The sequence below is a fragment of the Ketogulonicigenium vulgare WSH-001 genome (assembly GCF_000223375.1).
Classification (GTDB): Bacteria; Pseudomonadota; Alphaproteobacteria; order Rhodobacterales; family Rhodobacteraceae; genus Ketogulonicigenium; species Ketogulonicigenium vulgare.
In genome coordinates this window covers 975,118-991,304 of the sequence record NC_017384.1, presented here as the reverse complement: position 1 = coordinate 991,304, position 16,187 = coordinate 975,118, and the positions used below count along the sequence as shown (strand labels likewise).

At 62.4% G+C, this 16,187-nt stretch carries 14 protein-coding genes; 8 read left to right on the top strand and 6 right to left on the bottom strand.

The window, feature by feature from the left end; all coding sequences use genetic code 11:
* Positions 1-7: 7 nt before the first annotated feature.
* From KVU_RS04925 to KVU_RS04900, 6 genes are read left to right on the top strand one after another with little or no spacing between them, the layout of a single operon-like run.
* Positions 8-961 (top strand): ABC transporter permease, encoded by a 954-nt coding sequence (locus tag KVU_RS04925; RefSeq protein ID WP_044008042.1) that lies wholly within the window; start codon positions 8-10, stop codon positions 959-961.
* Entirely contained in the window at positions 958-1,776 is an 819-nt protein-coding gene (locus KVU_RS04920; protein WP_013384233.1) for an ABC transporter permease, read from the top strand. The genes KVU_RS04925 and KVU_RS04920 overlap by 4 nt, the downstream gene beginning before the upstream one ends.
* Positions 1,773-2,585, top strand: a complete 813-nt coding sequence (locus tag KVU_RS04915; RefSeq protein WP_013384232.1) for an ATP-binding cassette domain-containing protein — start codon at positions 1,773-1,775, stop codon at positions 2,583-2,585. The genes KVU_RS04920 and KVU_RS04915 overlap by 4 nt, the downstream gene beginning before the upstream one ends.
* Positions 2,578-3,378 carry an ATP-binding cassette domain-containing protein gene (locus KVU_RS04910; RefSeq protein ID WP_013384231.1) on the top strand — a complete coding sequence of 267 codons (801 nt, stop codon included), beginning with the start codon at positions 2,578-2,580 and terminating at the stop codon, positions 3,376-3,378. The genes KVU_RS04915 and KVU_RS04910 overlap by 8 nt, the downstream gene beginning before the upstream one ends.
* 25 nt (positions 3,379-3,403) lie before the next feature.
* On the top strand, positions 3,404-4,792 hold the full coding sequence (locus tag KVU_RS04905; protein ID WP_013384230.1) for an amidase: 1,389 nt from the start codon (positions 3,404-3,406) through the stop codon (positions 4,790-4,792).
* Complete coding sequence (locus KVU_RS04900) at positions 4,785-7,232, top strand: beta-glucosidase (RefSeq protein ID WP_013384229.1); 2,448 nt, start codon at positions 4,785-4,787, stop codon at positions 7,230-7,232. Before KVU_RS04905 ends, KVU_RS04900 begins: the two co-directional genes overlap by 8 nt.
* Positions 7,233-7,248: 16 nt before the next feature.
* Here the strand turns inward: KVU_RS04900 and KVU_RS04895 are convergent, their stop codons facing one another.
* Positions 7,249-8,124: a LysR family transcriptional regulator gene (locus KVU_RS04895; protein ID WP_014537711.1), complete on the bottom strand. Its 876-nt coding sequence runs from the start codon at positions 8,122-8,124 to the stop codon at positions 7,249-7,251.
* Between the two features lie 99 nt (positions 8,125-8,223).
* Between KVU_RS04895 and KVU_RS04890 the strand changes: the two genes are divergently transcribed.
* Positions 8,224-9,720: a CoA-acylating methylmalonate-semialdehyde dehydrogenase gene (locus KVU_RS04890; RefSeq protein ID WP_044008158.1), complete on the top strand. Its 1,497-nt coding sequence runs from the start codon at positions 8,224-8,226 to the stop codon at positions 9,718-9,720.
* A gap of 42 nt (positions 9,721-9,762) precedes the next feature.
* Here the strand turns inward: KVU_RS04890 and KVU_RS04885 are convergent, their stop codons facing one another.
* From KVU_RS04885 to KVU_RS04865, 5 genes are all read right to left on the bottom strand, one after another.
* A complete protein-coding gene (locus tag KVU_RS04885; RefSeq protein ID WP_013384226.1) occupies positions 9,763-10,470 on the bottom strand; it encodes a copper homeostasis protein CutC in 708 nt (235 codons plus the stop codon).
* The gene (locus KVU_RS04880) at positions 10,470-11,459 is read right to left on the bottom strand and encodes an ROK family protein (protein WP_014537709.1); all 990 of its coding nucleotides are present in this window, start codon (positions 11,457-11,459) and stop codon (positions 10,470-10,472) included. Before KVU_RS04880 ends, KVU_RS04885 begins: the two co-directional genes overlap by 1 nt.
* Positions 11,456-12,322 (bottom strand): ABC transporter permease, encoded by an 867-nt coding sequence (locus KVU_RS04875; protein WP_013384223.1) that lies wholly within the window; start codon positions 12,320-12,322, stop codon positions 11,456-11,458. Before KVU_RS04875 ends, KVU_RS04880 begins: the two co-directional genes overlap by 4 nt.
* The gene (locus KVU_RS04870) at positions 12,322-13,242 is read right to left on the bottom strand and encodes an ABC transporter permease (RefSeq protein ID WP_013384222.1); all 921 of its coding nucleotides are present in this window, start codon (positions 13,240-13,242) and stop codon (positions 12,322-12,324) included. The genes KVU_RS04875 and KVU_RS04870 overlap by 1 nt, the downstream gene beginning before the upstream one ends.
* A 127-nt stretch (positions 13,243-13,369) precedes the next feature.
* Complete coding sequence (locus tag KVU_RS04865) at positions 13,370-14,908, bottom strand: ABC transporter substrate-binding protein (protein ID WP_014537708.1); 1,539 nt, start codon at positions 14,906-14,908, stop codon at positions 13,370-13,372.
* Between the two features lie 120 nt (positions 14,909-15,028).
* Between KVU_RS04865 and KVU_RS04860 the strand changes: the two genes are divergently transcribed.
* Positions 15,029-16,180 (top strand): ROK family transcriptional regulator, encoded by a 1,152-nt coding sequence (locus KVU_RS04860; protein ID WP_013384220.1) that lies wholly within the window; start codon positions 15,029-15,031, stop codon positions 16,178-16,180.
* Positions 16,181-16,187: the final 7 nt, after the last annotated feature.

Genomic DNA, 16,187 nt, shown 5'->3' with positions numbered 1-16,187 from the left:
CCCCTCTATGCCACGACTTCATAGGGCCGTCAGACAAGTATTGGGTTTGATACTTGTGCTGGCCATTTCCTCCTTTGTCATTTTTGCGCTGATCGAAGCTGCGCCGGGTGATGCAGCGACGATCATGCTGGGCATGAACGCGGCCCCCGATACGCTGGCCGCGCTGCGGGCCGAGCTGGGTCTCGATCAACCCTTCATGACCCGATATCTTGGGTGGTTGACCGGCGTTCTGCAAGGCAACCTTGGAAATTCGTATATCTATCAAACACCTGTGGCCGATCTGATCGGCGAGCGGTTGAAAGTCACCGTGCCGCTGGCCGTATTGGCGACCGCGATGTCGCTGGTGATCGCACTGCCGCTGGGGGTTTGGGCCGCAAACCGCCCCGGCGGCGCGGTTGATAATCTGGCCTCGCTTTATTCCCAGATCGGGATCGCTGTGCCGAACTTTTGGGTCGGCCTGCTGCTGATCCTCGGCGTTGCGCTGGGGCTGGGGCTGTTCTCATCGGGTGGTTTTCCCGGCTGGGGTGCGGGGTTCTGGCCTGCGATCAACGCGCTGATCCTGCCCGCCGTGGCGCTTGCCATCCCGCAATCCGCCGTGCTGACCCGCGTGACGCGCTCCTCGGTGATCGAGGTGGTGAACGAGGATTTCGTCCGCACTGCCCGCGCCAAGGGCCTCAGCCGCGCGCGCGCCCTGTGGCGCCATGCTGTGCCGAACGCGCTGCTGCCGATCATCACCATGCTGGGCCTGCAGATCCCGTTCCTGATCTCGGGCGCGGTGCTGGTCGAAAACGTGTTCACCCTGCCGGGCCTTGGCACCTTGGCCTATCAATCGCTGTCGCAGCGTGACCTGATCGTGGTGCAGAACGTCATCCTGCTGTTCGCCCTGATCGTGCTGGTCGCAAATACTGTCGTCGATGCGCTTTACGCGGTGATCGACCCCCGCCTGAAGGGCCGCCTATGAAGAAGATCCCACTCTCACTGATTATCGGCGGGGTGATTACCGGAACGCTCGTTGGCGCGGCGATTGTCAGCCAATTCTGGACGCCGGGCGATCCGACCGCGATGAATATCACACAACGCATGAAAGGGCCGGGCGTCTCGGGCCTTTTGGGCACCGATCAGATCGGGCGCGATGTGTTCTCGATCATCATGGCGGGGGCGTTTACCTCGCTGGGGATCGCGTTTCTGGCGACGCTGGTCGGCAGCACGATTGGCACAATCATCGGCGTCGCGGCTGCGGCTGTCGGCGGCGCGTTCGACCGCTTTGTCATGGCGGTGAATGGCGTGCTGTTCGCCTTTCCGCCGATCCTGTCGGCGATCTTGCTGGGCGCGCTGCTGGGCGGCGGGCCGCGCACGGCGATCATCGCCATTGGCCTGTTCATGGTGCCGGTTTTCGCCCGCATCACCCGCGGCGCGGCGCTGCAAATCTGGTCGCGCGATTTCGTGCAAGCGGCGCGTATGGCCGGCAAAGGCCCGGTGCTGATCACTGCGCAGCATATCTTGCCGAATATTTCCGCGCAGTTGATCGTGCAACTGGCCATCCAGACCGGCCTTGGCATCCTGTCTGAAGCCGGCCTTAGCTATCTGGGCATGAGCGTCGCCCCCCCGACACCCAGCTGGGGACGTATGCTGTTTGAATCGCAGACCTATATCAGCACCGCGCCGCATCTGGTGCTGGCCCCCGGCCTTGCCATCTGTATCGCCGTTCTGGGCCTGAACCTGCTGGGCGATGGGCTGCGTGATCTGACCGACCCGCGAAGGAGCCAAGCATCATGATGCTATCCGTTCAAGACCTGCGCGTGGCCTTTGCCCGCGAACGCGGCGCGCCTGTCGAAGTGGTGCACGGCATCAGCTTTGACCTGGAAAAGGGCGAAACCCTTGGCATCGTTGGCGAAAGCGGCTCGGGAAAATCCGTGTTGTCGCTGGCGACGATGGGCCTGCTGCCCCGCACCGCCCGCACCAGCGGCAAGATTCTGCTGGAGGGCGAGGATATCCTGACGCTGCCCGAAAAGCGGATGTGCGCGCTGCGCGGCCGCAAGATCGGCATGATCTTTCAAGAGCCGATGACCGCTCTGAACCCCGCCATGCGCGTTGGCGATCAGATCGCCGAGGGGCTGATCCTGCACAAGGGCCTGTCCAAATCCGCGGCGCGGGCCGAGGCGCTGCGCCTGCTGAACATGGTGCAAATTCCCCGTGCCTCCGAGCGGATCGACAGTTTCCCGCATGAAATGTCGGGCGGTCAACGCCAGCGCGTCGGCATTGCCATCGCCCTTGCGCTGCAGCCCGAGCTGCTGATCGCGGACGAGCCGACCACTGCGCTGGATGTGACCGTCCAGGCCGAAGTGCTTGATATTCTGGATGATCTGGTGACGGACCTTGGGATTTCGCTGATCCTCATCTCGCATGATTTGGGCGTCATTGGCCGTATCGCCGACCGCACCTTGGTCATGTATCGCGGCGATCCGATCGAGCAGGGCGAGACCGCCCGCGTGTTGCGCGCGCCCAGCCACGATTATACCCGCAAACTGATTTCGGCCATGCCGCGCCGCGTCCGCAACTCGCTGCAAGGGGTGCAACATGGATGATATCCTGAAAATCGACAGCCTGACGCGGCAATTCGTGCTGGGCACCTCGACCATTACGGCGGTCGATAACGTGTCTTTGTCGCTGGCGCCCGGACGCATTCTGGGTGTCGTGGGCGAAAGCGGCTCGGGCAAGTCCACGCTGGCCAAGATCGTCATGGCGCTGGACAAGCCGACCGCAGGACGCGTCACCGTCGCGGGCGAAAGCCTGTTCGACCTGTCGCCCGCCGCCTTGCGCGCCGCGCGCCGCAACTTTCAGATGGTGTTCCAAGACCCCTATAGCTCGCTCGATCCGCGCCATGACGTGGGCCGGATCGTGGCCGAGCCCCTGCATCTTGATCCCCGCGCGCCCAAAGGTGCCGCGCGGCGCGAGATGGTGGCCGCGCTGCTTGAGGATGTGGGCCTGTCTGGCAAAGACGTCTCGCGCTTTCCGCATGAATTTTCGGGCGGCCAGCGCCAGCGTATCGCCATCGCCCGCGCGCTGATCACCAAACCGCGCCTGCTGGTCGCGGATGAGGCGACCTCCGCACTGGATCTGACGGTGCAAAAACAGATCCTCGAACTGATCCTGCGCCTGCGCGATGAACATGGCATCGCTGTCATGTTCATCACGCATAACATTGGTGTTGTTGACGAAATTTGCGACGAGGTCGCCGTCATGCAGCATGGCAAGCTGGTCGAGACCGGCCTTGCCCGCGCCGTGCTGGACGCGCCGCAGCAGGCCTATACCCAGCGCCTTTTGGCCGCCGAGCCGACATTGGAAGTGATTGGACGCAAATCCCGCCGTCAGGCGTGACCTCGCGCACATTGGACAGAGTGACATGAGTGAAATTCTAGACAAAACGGCCCGTGAAACGATTGCCGCTTTCACGAACAAGCAGCTTTCCCCCGTTGAATATATGCAGGCGCTGATCACGAGGGTCGAGGCGTCCGAGCCAAAGGTTGGCGCGCTTTACGCCTTTAAGCCCGAGGAATCGCTCGCCGCCGCCCGCGCCGCCGAGGCGCGCTATATGGCCGGGGCACCGATGGGCCGTCTGGACGGGATGCCGATTTCAGTCAAGGAATTGATTGCGACCAAGGGCGATCCGATCCCGCTGGGCACCGCTGCCGTCGATCTGGTGCCCGCGACCGAGGACGCGCCGACCGCAGCCCGCCTAAAAGAAGACGGCGCGATCATTTTTGCGAAAACCACTTGTCCCGATTACGGCATGCTGTCCTCTGGCCTGTCGACATTTCACCAACTCAGCCGCAACCCGTGGAAGCTGAGTGAAAACACCGGCGGCTCGTCCGCGGGTGCGGCGGCTGCGGCGGCTGCGGGCTATGGCCCCTTGCATATCGGCACCGATATCGGTGGCTCGGTGCGCCTGCCTGCGGGTTGGACGGGCCTCTTTGGGTTCAAGCCATCGCTGGGCCGGATGCCGATCGACCCCTATATGACTGGCCGCTGCGCCGGGCCGATGACACCGACGGTGGATGATGCGGCTTTTGTCATGCCGACCGTCACGCGTCCCGATTGGCGCGACGCGACCTCGCTGCCCTATGAGGCGCTGGATTGGGACGTGCCAGCCGCCGATGTGCGGGGGCTCAAAATCGGCCTGATGCTGGATGCGGGCTGCGGTATCGACGCCGAACCCGAGGTGATCGCCGCCGTGCAGGCTGCCGCCGATCTGTTCGCCGCGCATGGGGCCGAGATCATCCCCGTCGCCCCCGTGCTGACGCGCGAGATGCTGGACGGCCTTGATGTTGCATGGCGCGCGCGCTTTTGGGGCAAGATGGAATTGCTTTCGCCTGAAAAGCGGGCGCTCGTCCTGCCCTATATCTATGACTGGGCGAAAAACGGCGGCGATGCCCGTGCCGTCGATGTGGCACGCGGCTTTGACCAGACGTTCGAGATGCGCCGCACCTCGGTCGAGGTGTTCCAAAAGGTGGATATCATCCTGTCGCCGGTGAACCCCAATGTCAGCTATCCGGCGGATTGGGCCTCGCCCACCAACGATCCCGCAAAGCCCTTTGAACATATTTGCTTCACCGTGCCGTGGAACATGGGCGAGCAGCCTGCCGCTTCGATCAACTGCGGCTATTCGTCCACCGGCATGCCCATCGGGTTGCAAATCGTCGCGTCTCGGTTTGAAGATCTGAAAGTATTTTCAATTGCCAAGGCCTATGAAAATTGGCGTGGCCCTATTTTGAACTGGCCTCGCCATGATTAAAACACGTGCAGAAACTTTGGTCGATCAACTGTCGCTGGAACAGCAGGTGCAATTGCTGACCGGCACCGATTGGTGGAACCTGCAGGGGTTTCCCGAACTTGGCATTGGCGCGCTTGGCGTGACCGATGGCCCCAGCGGCGCGCGCGGTGCGGGCGGCATTATGGGCGGCACCAAGACCACCGCCTTTCCCGTCGGCATTTCCATCGGCGCAAGCTGGTCGCCCGAGCTTGCGCGCGAGCTGGGCAGTGCGCTGGCCGATGAGGCGCTGGACAAAGGCGCGCGCGTGCTGCTGGGCCCGACGATCAACCTGCAACGCGGGCCGCTGAACGGGCGCAACTTTGAATGCTATTCCGAAGACCCGATCCTGACTGCCGAACTGGCGATTGCGATGGTCGAGGGGCTGCAAAGCAAACAGGTCGGCGCGACGCTGAAACACTTCATCGCGAATGAAAGCGAGATCCGCCGCACGGTGAATTCGTCGGACGTCGATGAACGCACGCTGCGCGAGCTCTATTTCGTCCCGTTCGAGCGCGCGGTGAAAGAGGGTGGCGCTTGGGCTGTAATGTCGTCCTATAACCGGGTCAATGGCACCTATGCTGCTGATAACGAATGGACTTTGACAGATGTGCTGCGCAAACAATGGGGCTTTGACGGCGCGGTTATGTCCGACTGGTTCGGCCTGCGCAATACCACAGCGCCGGTGAACGCTGGTCTTGATCTGGAAATGCCCGGCCCCTCGCGCTGGCGCGGGCAGGCGCTGCTGGATGCGGTGGCGGCAGGCGAGGTCAGCGCGGATGCTGTGCGCACCGCGGCGCTGAATATCCTGACCCTCGTGATCCGTACCGGCGCGATTGACGAGACTGCGCCCCGCACCGAGGTCGAGAATGAGCGCGACAGCACCCGCGCCCTGATCCGCAAAGTGGGGGCCGCCGCTGCCGTGCTGCTGAAGAACGACGGCGCGGCGCTGCCGGTGACCGGCACCCCGAAAATCGCCATCATCGGCCCCAATGCCAAAGCCGCGCGTGTCATGGGCGGCGGCTCGGCCGGCGTGAACGCCTATCGTCGCACCAGCCTGTGGGACGGTATGCTCGAGGCCTTTGGCGCAGATAACCTCAGCTATGCCGAGGGCTGCACCAATCACCGGTTCGAGCCGATCCTGCGCGGCAGTTTTACCCGCGAATGGTTCGGCAATGACACGCTTTCGGGCGCGCCGATCTACAGCGACAGCGATGCCAGCATGGCCAGCTTCCTTGAATATCTGCCCAAAGGTGTCGACAAGCTGGATCACTCGATCCGTATCAGCGGCAGCTTTACGCCTGCTGAAACAGGCACTTACCGCTTTGGCCTGCATTGCACCGGACGCGGGCGTCTGCTGGTGAACGGCGCCGAAGTTGTCGAGGCTTGGGACAGCTGGACGCGCGGCAGCACCATGTTCGAAGAGGGCTGCGATCCCGTCATCGCCGATCTCACGCTGCAAGCGGGTACGCCCGTCGAGGTGGTCTTTGAATTCGCAACCAAACCGACCTTTGATCTGCATTTCCACGCTTATCAGGTCGGCGTCGGCATCGTGAAAACCGAAGCCGCGATTGCCGAGGCGGCTGATCTTGCCGCTGAGGCGGATGTTACCATCCTGTGCATCGGACGTTCCGAGGAATGGGATACCGAAGGCTGGGATCTGCCCGGCATGGCCTTGCCCGGCGCACAGGATGCGCTGGTCGCCGCCGTCGCCGCGCGCGCCAAAAAGACCATCGTCGTGCTGCAAAGCGGCGGTCCCGTTGAAATGCCGTGGCTCGATCAGGTCGATGCCGTGTTGCAAGGCTGGTATCCGGGGCAAGAGGCGGGCCTTGCGCTGGCCGATGTGATCAGCGGCGCGGGTTATCCCGGTGGCAAACTGCCGCAAAGCTTCCCCAAAGGTCTGCGCGACACGCCGACGCTGGGCGGCAATGACGACAGCACCTATCCGGGTCGCGACGGCCATGTCGTGTATACAGAGGGGCTGTTCATCGGCTATCGCTATCACGAACAGCAGGGCATCGCGCCGCTGTTCCCGTTTGGCCACGGCCTGTCCTATACCGATTTCAGCCTTGGCCTGCCGATGGTCGATCTGGACGGCGAGGGGCAGGGCGCGCTGCGTATCGCGGTCGAAAACACCGGCGCGCGAACGGGCAGCGAGGTGGTACAGCTTTACATTGCACCCCTTGCCGCGCCGGTAGAGCGGCCTGTGTCCGAGCTGAAAGGCTTTGGCAAAATCGCTTTGACGCCCGGCACGACGGGCGAGGTTTTGATCCCGCTAAAGCCGCGCGATTTCGCCTATTTCGACGTCGCCACCCAGTCGTGGATCGTCGCGGGCGGCGATTACGAGCTGCGCATCGGCACCTCGGCCAGTGACATCGCCCATCGCGTGACGGTCACCGTCAGCGACCAAGTGCTGCCCGTCTAAGTTGAAGGCTGTGTAACTAAAAAATAGCGCGGTCGCGCTGGACAATGTCGGCCAGAAAATCCGACACCAGCGCGACCCGCCGCAAGGCCCGCAGATCTTCATGCACCACCGTCCAATAGGCGCGGCGCACGACATGCTGCGGCAGTACCGCGACCAGATCGGCATCGCCGCGCGCCATAAAGGCATGTAAAATGCCGATACCCGCGCCCGCGCGCACGGCCTCGCGTTGCCCCATCGCGGATGAAATCGACAGGCTTGACCGCCAATCCTTTGAAAATTCAGCGGTATAATCCAGCGTGCTGGCATAGATCAGATCATCGACATAGCCGATCAAACTGTGATCCCGCAGGCCCGCCAGATCAGCGGGCGCGCCGTGCCGCGCCAGATAGGCGCGCGAGGCGTAAAGACCCAAGGTGTAATCCGTCAGCTTGCGCGCGATCAGGCGGCCCTCGCGCGGGCGCTCGAGGGTGACGGCGATATCCGCTTCGCGCTTGGACAGCGAAAAGGCGCGCGGGACCGGCACCAGTTCGATCTTTAGGCTAGGGTGCTGCAAGGTCAGCGCGCCCAGACGCGGGGCAAGAAAGGCGACGCCAAAGCCATCGGGCGCGCCCACGCGCACTGTCCCCTCGATCGCACTATCGGCGCCCGCCATGGCGCTGGCGGCAAGGCTTGCGCTTTCCATCGCCTCGGCATGGATCAAAAACCGCTCGCCCGCCGCTGTCAGATCGGTGCCATTGGTGCGGCGATGGAACAGCGTGCTGCCAAGCGCGTCCTCCAGCGTGGACAGACGCCGCGCGACAGTAGCATGGTTCAACCCCAGCGCCTTTGCCGCGCCCAAAATCTGGCCTTGGCGCGCGACGGCCAAAAAGATGCGGGCGTCATCCCAATTCATGACTATACTTTCTGCACATCGGAACAGGAAAATTATGCGTTGATGTGCAAATATCATAGTGCGATCATGCTGCCAATTGCAGCTTTTGGAAAGAAGACCATGCGCACCATTGGCCATTATATCGACGGGGTCGAAACTAGCGGCGCCAGCACCGAATTTCAGGACGTGTTCAACCCCGCCACGGGCGAGGTGATTGCCCGCGTCGCGCTGGCCTCGCCCGCCGACCTTGCCGCAGCCGTCGCATCGGCCGCAGCGGCGCAGCCCAAATGGGCCGCGACCAACCCGCAGCGCCGCGCCCGCGTTTTCATGCGCTATGTCGCGCTGATCAATGAAAACATGGACGAGCTTGCGACGCTTTTGTCGCTGGAACACGGCAAAACGGTCGAGGATTCCAAGGGTGATATCCAGCGCGGTCTGGAAGTCGCCGAATTCGTCGCCGGTGCCCCGCATCTGCTGAAAGGCGAATTCACCGATGGCGCAGGCCCCGGCATCGACATGTATTCGATGCGCCAGCCCGTTGGTATCGGCGCAGGTATCACGCCGTTCAACTTCCCGGCGATGATCCCGCTGTGGATGCTGTCGCCCGCGATTGCCGCTGGCAACGCTTTCATCCTGAAGCCGTCCGAGCGTGACCCCTCGGTCCCCGTGCGTCTGGCGGAACTGGCAATTGAAGCCGGCCTGCCCAAGGGCATCTTGAACGTCGTCCATGGCGGCAAATCGGTCGTCGACGGCATTATCGAAAACGAGCTGATCGGCGCGATCAGCTTTGTCGGCTCGACCCCGATCGCGCGCTATGTCTATGGCAGCGCTGCCGCGAATGGCAAACGCGTGCAGGCCTTTGGCGGCGCGAAAAACCACATGGTCATCATGCCCGACGCCGATATGGACAAGGCCGCCGATGCGCTGATGGGCGCGGGCTATGGCTCGGCTGGCGAGCGCTGCATGGCGGTCTCCGTCGCTGTTCCCGTGGGCGAAGGCACGGCTGACCGTATCGTCGCCGCGCTGCGCCCTCGCATTGACAGCCTGAAGGTCGGCCCGGCAACCGATAGCGCCTCGGAAATGGGCCCGGTCATCACCAAGGCCAGCCAGGACAAGATCAAGGCGCTGATCACCTCGGGCATCGAGCAGGGTGCCGAGCTGGTCGTTGATGGACGCGATTTCAACCTGCAGGGCTATGAAGGCGGCTATTTCGTCGGCCCGACCCTGTTCGATCACGTCACCCCCGAGATGGATATCTATAAAGAAGAAATCTTTGGCCCTGTCCTCAGCGTCGTGCGCTCGTCCACCTATGAGGATGCGCTCAAGCTGGTCATGGACAATGAATATGGCAATGGCACGGCGATCTTTACCCGTGACGGCGATGCGGCGCGCGACTTTGCGGCGCGTGTGAATGTCGGCATGGTCGGTGTGAACGTGCCGGTGCCGGTGCCGCTGGCTTATCACAGCTTTGGCGGCTGGAAGGCCTCGGCCTTTGGCGATCTGAACCAGCATGGCACGGATGCCATCAAGTTCTGGACCCGCACCAAGACCGTCACCGCCCGCTGGCCGAGCGGCATCAAAGAGGGCGCTGAATTCCAGATGCCCACAATGAAGTAAGACTGTGAAATAAAGAAAAGGCGGGGTGAAAACCCCGCCTTTTTAAAGGACTGCCTTTAGCGCCGCGACGGCGGCACCGGATGTCGCCTTGCGCCCGGGGCCATCAAAGCCCAGCGCCAGCACTTTCCCATCAGGCGCAGGCAAAGCCGCACCGCCCGAGGCATGGACTTCGCTGACGCCCAGCGCCAGCAACCCCCTGACATTTTGCGCATTCACGCCGCTGCCCGGCATGATCGAAATGCGGTCACCGGCATAGGCGACAATATCCCGCAGCGCATCGAGGCCCGCGACAGCGCTGGTCGCGCCGCCCGAAGTCAGGATCCGCTCGAACCCCAGCGCTACTGCTTGATCCACTGCCGCATTGAAATCCGGCACCAGATCAAAGGCGCGATGCAGTGTCAGACCCATGCCATCCGCGCGCTGGATCAACCGCCCAAGCAATTCTGTATCAAGCCGGCCGTCAGCTAGGTTCGCGCCCAGCACGACACCGGCCAGACCCGCCGCGCGCGCCGCGTCGATATCGCCCTCCATCACCGCGATCTCGGCCGGGGTAAAGACGAAATCACCGGCGCGGGGGCGGATCATCGCATAGGTGGCGCAACCCGTGCTTGCGGCAGCAAACATCAGGCCAGCGGTCGGGGTCAAGCCGCCCACGGCCAGCGCGGCACATAGCTCGATCCGGTCAGCGCCCGCCGCGACAGCAGTTGCCAGCCCCTCGGCATCGTCGACGCAGATTTCCAGCAAAGCCATCAGCGCGCACCCGACAAATGCTGCTCCGCCAGAACCGAGACGCCGATCAGCCCACCATTGCCGCGATGCTGGCCGGGGACCAGCACAGGCGCCTCGAATGTGTTCAGCGTGCCTTTGCGCACGACCTGATCCAGCGCGGCGATCAGATCGGGACGGTTCGCAAGCCCGCCGCCCACCGGCACGATACTGGCGCCCAAGGTGTTCAGCACAAAGCCCAGCGGCCCGCCCAAAACTTGCGCCCAGATCGCGACGGTGCGGGCGGCATCGGCATTCCCTGCCTCCCACGCGTCCAAGATCTGATAGCTGGTCTCGTCGCGGCCGGTGTAATGCTGGTGCAGACGCTCCAACCCGCGCGCGCTGCCGATCGGGTCAAGGCAACCCTTTAGGCCGCAGCCGCAGGGGAACTGCGGCACAGCGACCATCTCGCCATCCACCTCGACCGCCAGCGGCGCGATGGGGCCGTGGCCCCATTCGCCGGTGATGCCGCGCATGCCTTGCACAACGCGGCCACCGATCACCAGACCGCCACCAACGCCCGTGCCAAGGATCGCGCCAAACACAACCTCATGCCCGCGACCAGCACCAACGACCGCCTCGGCCAGTGCAAAGCTGTCGGCATCATTGGCGATGACGACATCGCAGCCAAGGCCCGCCGACAGCTCGCCCGGCACATCATGGCCGTCAAAGCAGGGGATATTCGCCGCCGTAATGGCGCCCGAACGCGTGTCGTAAAGACCCGCCACGGAAATCGCCAGCGGCAGTGCATCCGCCGCCGCGCCGTGACGGGCGATCAGACCCGCCAGCGCCGCGACGAAACCATCCCAGCTATCCACGGGCGTTGGCACCTGTTCGATCAGCGCCACTTCGCCGGCGCCAAAGATCCGCCCGAATTTGATGAAACTGCCGCCAATATCGGCACCCCAGGCAATGGTGCGCACAGGCGCACTTGCGGCAGTTGCGGTGTCGGGCGCAGAAACAGTCATATTCATTTACGGGGGTCCAAAAGATCGCGCAGGCCATCGCCCAAGATGTTGAATCCCAACACAGTTATCATGATTGCGATACCGGGGAACAGCGACATCCAGATGTTGACGCCAAAGTAATTGCGTCCGTTGCTCATCATCGCGCCCCATTCGGGCAGTGGCGGTTGCGCGCCAAGGCCAAGGAACGACAGCGAGGCAGCGGCCAAGATCACCGTGCCTGCCGTCAGCGTCGATTGCACGATCATCGGACCAATCGAGTTGCGCAGGATATAGTTCACCAAAATGCGCCACTGCGGCACGCCCAGCGCTTGTGCGGCCTCGATGAATTCCATCTTTTTCAGGCCCAGCGTCAGGTTGCGCGCAAGGCGGGCATAGATCGGAATGGCAAACAGCGCGATGGCGATCATCATATTGAACAGCGAGCTGCCAAGGATCGACACGACCAAAATGGCCAGCACGATGCCGGGAAAGGCGAATAGCACATCCATGAACCACATGATGAACTCGTCCATCCACTTGCCCGCCATACCGGCGATAATGCCCAGCGGCACACCGACAATGGTCGCAATGCCGACCGAAACCGCAACCTCGGCCAGCGACAGGCGCGCGCCGTAAACCACGCGGGCAAAGATATCGCGGCCAAAGTCATCGGTGCCGAACGGATGCTGCGGGCTGGGGCCTTTTAGCATATTCATCAGGTTCTGCGCGCTGGGGTCATGCGGTGTCAGCAGCGGCGCAAAGATCGCGACCAGCACGATCAGCAGCACCAAAGCGCCGCCAACGACGACATTCGCATTGCGTCCCGACCAGCGCAGGACGCGCATCAGATTGGATCGACGTGCGGGGGGAGTTGTCTGTGTATCGGTCATTACTCGAACCTGATGCGGGGGTTAAGCGCCGCAATTAGCATTTCGGCAAGGAAGTTGATGAAGACAACGGCGCAAACTGCAACCATCGTCACGCCTTGGATCACCGGATAGTCGCGGTTGCGCACCGCATCGACCATCAGGCGGCCAATCCCGGGCCAGTTGAACACGGTCTCGGTCACGACAGCGCCACCGATCAGACCGCCAAAGTTCAGGCCCACGATCGTGACGATCGGGATCATGGCGTTGCGCAGCGCGTGGCTCCAATAGACAGCGCGGGGATCAAGGCCTTTGGCGCGCGCGGTGCGGATGTAATCTTGGCTGAGAACCTCGATCATGGACGAGCGGGTCATCCGCGCCAGCACCGCCATCGGCAGCACGGCCAAGGTCACGGCGGGCAAGATGTAATGGCGCCAGGTGCCAGCCCCCATCAGCGGCACCCAGTTCAGTTGCACCGCGAAATAATTCATGGCCATCAGCGCCAGCCAAAAGTTCGCCATCGAGGCACCAGCAATCGCCAGGATCATCACCAGATAATCGGGTGCGCGGTTCCGCCAGATCGCGCCGATCATACCGGCAGGCACGCCGATGATGATGGCCAGCACATAGGCCACAATCGCCAGCATGACGGTATTGGGCAGGCGTTCGGAAATTTCTTGCCAGACGGGCAGGGACGAACGGATCGAATTGCCGAAATCGCCTTGCAGCGCGTTGATGACGAATGTCGCATATTGCTCGGGGATCGACCGATCCAGACCCAGACGCACGGTCATGGCATCGACGGCCTCTTGCGTGGCCTCGGGGCCGGCCAGCACGCGGGCGGGTTCGCCCGGCAGCAAGCGGATCGAGACGAAGATCAGCATCGACACGCCGATCAGGATCAGCGGCAGAGAGATCAGTTTGCGGATGATATAGCGGCGCATCAGCTCCGTCCTGTTAAAGTCAGGGCCGCTTGAACAGCGGCCCTTCGTCATTTCCAAAAACCGGGCCGCAACATGCGCGGCACGGTAGCAAAATAGGGGCCGCGGGGACCGCGGCTCCCGTGGATGATTAGTTCTTGATTGCCGTATCGACGCGCACCATGCCGCCCGGCACAGTCCAGACGCCTTCAACGCCGTCGCGGTAGCCGACCAGATCCTTCAGAACATAAAGCAGCACCATCGGCGCGTCTTCGTTCACGATCTCTTGCAGCTGGCCGTAGACTTCGTTGCGCGCAGTCTCGTCGGTCATTGCAGCGGCTTCGTCCAGCAGGCGGTCAAACTCGGGGTTGTTGTAGAAGCCGAGGTTGGCGCTGGTGGGCGCGGCGCTTGCCGAATGATAGAGCGGACGGAACTGCAGATCCGGGCCGTTCACGCCCGACGACCACGAGGCGATGACCGCATCGGTGCCTTCGGTTGCTTTTTGGGCCGCATCAGCAAAGGCGGCTGCCGACCAGACACCGCTTTCCATACGGCGCACGTCCAGCGTCACGCCGACCTGTGCCCACATGGCTTGCAGCGCTTCGGCGATGCGCGATTCCTGCTCTTGCACGACGACCGACATGGTGAAGCCGTTCGGGAAGCCAGCCTCGGCCAGCAGTTCGCGGGCTTTGTCCAGATCCAGCGGATAGGGGTTCAGGTCAGGGTTATACCCTTCGGCAATGCGCGCGAGCGGCGAGTTTGCCGGGTCGGCATAGCCATTGGTGATCGCCTGCACCAGACCGTCGCGGTCGGTTGCAAAGTTCAGGGCCTGACGGACGCGGACGTCTTTCAGCTCTTCGGATTCGGTGTTCAGCGCAACCCAGAACACGGCCGAGCCGTCGGTGACCGACAGGTTCAGATCGGGGTTTGCCTGGATGACTTGTGCAAAAGCCGCAGGCGCGGGGTTGATCACATCTGCATCGCCAGTTTGCAGCGCCATCGCCAGCACCGAAGGCTCGGACGTCCAAGTCCAGCGGATGTCGTCAACGCTGGCGGCATTGTCGCCCCAGTAGCCGTCGAATTTGGTCTGTGCGACGAATTCGCCCGACTTGTATTCGACCAGCTCGTAGGGGCCGGTGCCGACCGAGAACGCGCCAACCGTGCCAGCCGCATCAGCGGTCGGGCTGACGATCATCGCGCCATTGGTGGTCAGGATGTTCAGGAACGCCGGGTAGGGGCTTTTGAGGGTGAATTGGACGGTGTAATCGTCCAGCGCCTCGATACCCGCCAAAATGGTGCGGATACGGCCCGAAGCGGCCAGACCGCGCTCGGTGCTCAGGTGACGTTCAAAGTTGTAAACGACAGCTTCGGCGTTGAAGGGGGTGTCGTCATGGAAGACAACGCCTTCGCGCAGCTTGAACGTATAGATCGTGCCGGTCTCGTCGATGGTCCATTCGGTGGCCAGCGCAGGCGCCAGCGACAGATCGGACGTGCGGGCCAGCAGGCCTTCGTAAACCGGCGCCAGCAGGGCGTTGGTATAGGTTGCGCTTTGGTCACCCGGATCCATCGAACGGGGGCCTTCGCTTTGCATCACGTTCAGCGTTTCAGCGAGAACCGCCGAAGATGCCAGAGCGGCGCCGGTAAAAACCGTCGCCAACAGCGCTTTGCGCCAGTTGGACAGAACAGCCATGTCTTCCTCCTGATTGGACATAGTTTGAAGCATATTATCTATTGTTAGTTTATTTGGTGAACTAACTATCTTGCATAGTCCAATTTGTAGACCTACTGTCAACCCAAAACAGGGGGTCAAATGCGCAATCCCAGCCTCGGGCCAAGCTTAGGGTCGACACATTATCAGATCCTGCGCCTGATCAGCGCGGGTGGCCCGACGACGCGTGCAGTGCTGGTACAGATGACCGGCCTCAGCAAGGCTGCGATCAGTGGTTTTACAAGGGATTTGCTGGATTCAGGCCTGCTGCGCGAGACGGATACCGTGCAAAAACAAGGCCGCCCCTCGATGCTGCTCGACCTTGCGTCAGAGGCGGCTTTTTTCGTCGGATTCTCGGTGATGACCGATCCCGCGCGGTTGATGCTGGTGAACCTTGAAGGTCAGGTCCTGGCGCAGCTTGAAATGCCCCGCAGCAGCGATCCGCAGCAACTTGCCGTGGCGTTAGCTGAAAATCTGCCAAAACTTTGTGCAATTGGTGAAATAACTCCGCAGGCGCTGACCGCAATTGGTGTCAGCCTGTCAGGATTGATCGATTCGAAGCAGGCAGTTTGCGTGCGCTCGACCCAGCTTGGATGGCGTAATGTGCCGCTGGCGCAGATGATCAGCGATGCCACCGGCCTGCCGTGCTATATCGAAAACGACGCCAAGGCGCTGGCCGTCAGTCGCAAGCTGTTTGGCGAGGCGCGCGATCTGCATTCCTATACGTTGATCTGGATCGGCAACGGCATTGGCGCGGCGCATTTCGTGCATGATCGCCTGTATCGCGGATCGCATGGCGGCGCGGGCGAGATCGCCCATATGACCATCGACACGGGCGGCAATCCCTGCCGCTGTGGCAAGATCGGCTGCCTTGATACCGTCGCCTCGATGATCGCCATCCGCGAGGCGATGGCGGCCGAGGGGATCGCCGCTGACACATTGGCCGATGTCGAGCGTATCGCCGCATCCGGCAGTCAGGTCGCGATCCGCACCCTGCATCGCGCGGGCAGTGCCCTTGGGCTTGCCATTGCGCAGATCATCCAGTTGAACGACCCCCAACTGGTTCTGGTAACCCATCAGGAACAGGCCTTTAGCGGCCTGTTTTCGACCGTGATGCACCAGACCATCGAAGCCAATGTCCTGCCATCTTTGTCGGGCGAGACGCCAATCCGTCTGCGCCGTCTGACCGAGGATGACTGGGCCGCCAGCGCGGCAGCCGTCGCCACCCATAACTTCCTGAACGGATCCATCTAGGAGAGTA

What these genes read in the sequence shown, in the direction of transcription:
- KVU_RS04895 (WP_014537711.1), bottom strand. Translation starts at nt 8,124, where the DNA reads ATGAATTGGGATGACGCCCGCATCTTTTTGGCCGTCGCGCGCCAAGGC.
- KVU_RS04870 (WP_013384222.1), bottom strand. Translation starts at nt 13,242, where the DNA reads ATGCGCCGCTATATCATCCGCAAACTGATCTCTCTGCCGCTGATCCTG.
- KVU_RS04865 (WP_014537708.1), bottom strand. Translation starts at nt 14,908, where the DNA reads ATGGCTGTTCTGTCCAACTGGCGCAAAGCGCTGTTGGCGACGGTTTTT.
- KVU_RS04860 (WP_013384220.1), top strand. Translation starts at nt 15,029, where the DNA reads ATGCGCAATCCCAGCCTCGGGCCAAGCTTAGGGTCGACACATTATCAG.
- KVU_RS04885 (WP_013384226.1), bottom strand. Translation starts at nt 10,470, where the DNA reads ATGGCTTTGCTGGAAATCTGCGTCGACGATGCCGAGGGGCTGGCAACT.
- KVU_RS04915 (WP_013384232.1), top strand. Translation starts at nt 1,773, where the DNA reads ATGATGCTATCCGTTCAAGACCTGCGCGTGGCCTTTGCCCGCGAACGC.
- KVU_RS04880 (WP_014537709.1), bottom strand. Translation starts at nt 11,459, where the DNA reads ATGAATATGACTGTTTCTGCGCCCGACACCGCAACTGCCGCAAGTGCG.
- KVU_RS04925 (WP_044008042.1), top strand. Translation starts at nt 8, where the DNA reads ATGCCACGACTTCATAGGGCCGTCAGACAAGTATTGGGTTTGATACTT.
- KVU_RS04875 (WP_013384223.1), bottom strand. Translation starts at nt 12,322, where the DNA reads ATGACCGATACACAGACAACTCCCCCCGCACGTCGATCCAATCTGATG.
- KVU_RS04900 (WP_013384229.1), top strand. Translation starts at nt 4,785, where the DNA reads ATGATTAAAACACGTGCAGAAACTTTGGTCGATCAACTGTCGCTGGAA.
- KVU_RS04910 (WP_013384231.1), top strand. Translation starts at nt 2,578, where the DNA reads ATGGATGATATCCTGAAAATCGACAGCCTGACGCGGCAATTCGTGCTG.
- KVU_RS04920 (WP_013384233.1), top strand. Translation starts at nt 958, where the DNA reads ATGAAGAAGATCCCACTCTCACTGATTATCGGCGGGGTGATTACCGGA.
- KVU_RS04905 (WP_013384230.1), top strand. Translation starts at nt 3,404, where the DNA reads ATGAGTGAAATTCTAGACAAAACGGCCCGTGAAACGATTGCCGCTTTC.
- KVU_RS04890 (WP_044008158.1), top strand. Translation starts at nt 8,224, where the DNA reads ATGCGCACCATTGGCCATTATATCGACGGGGTCGAAACTAGCGGCGCC.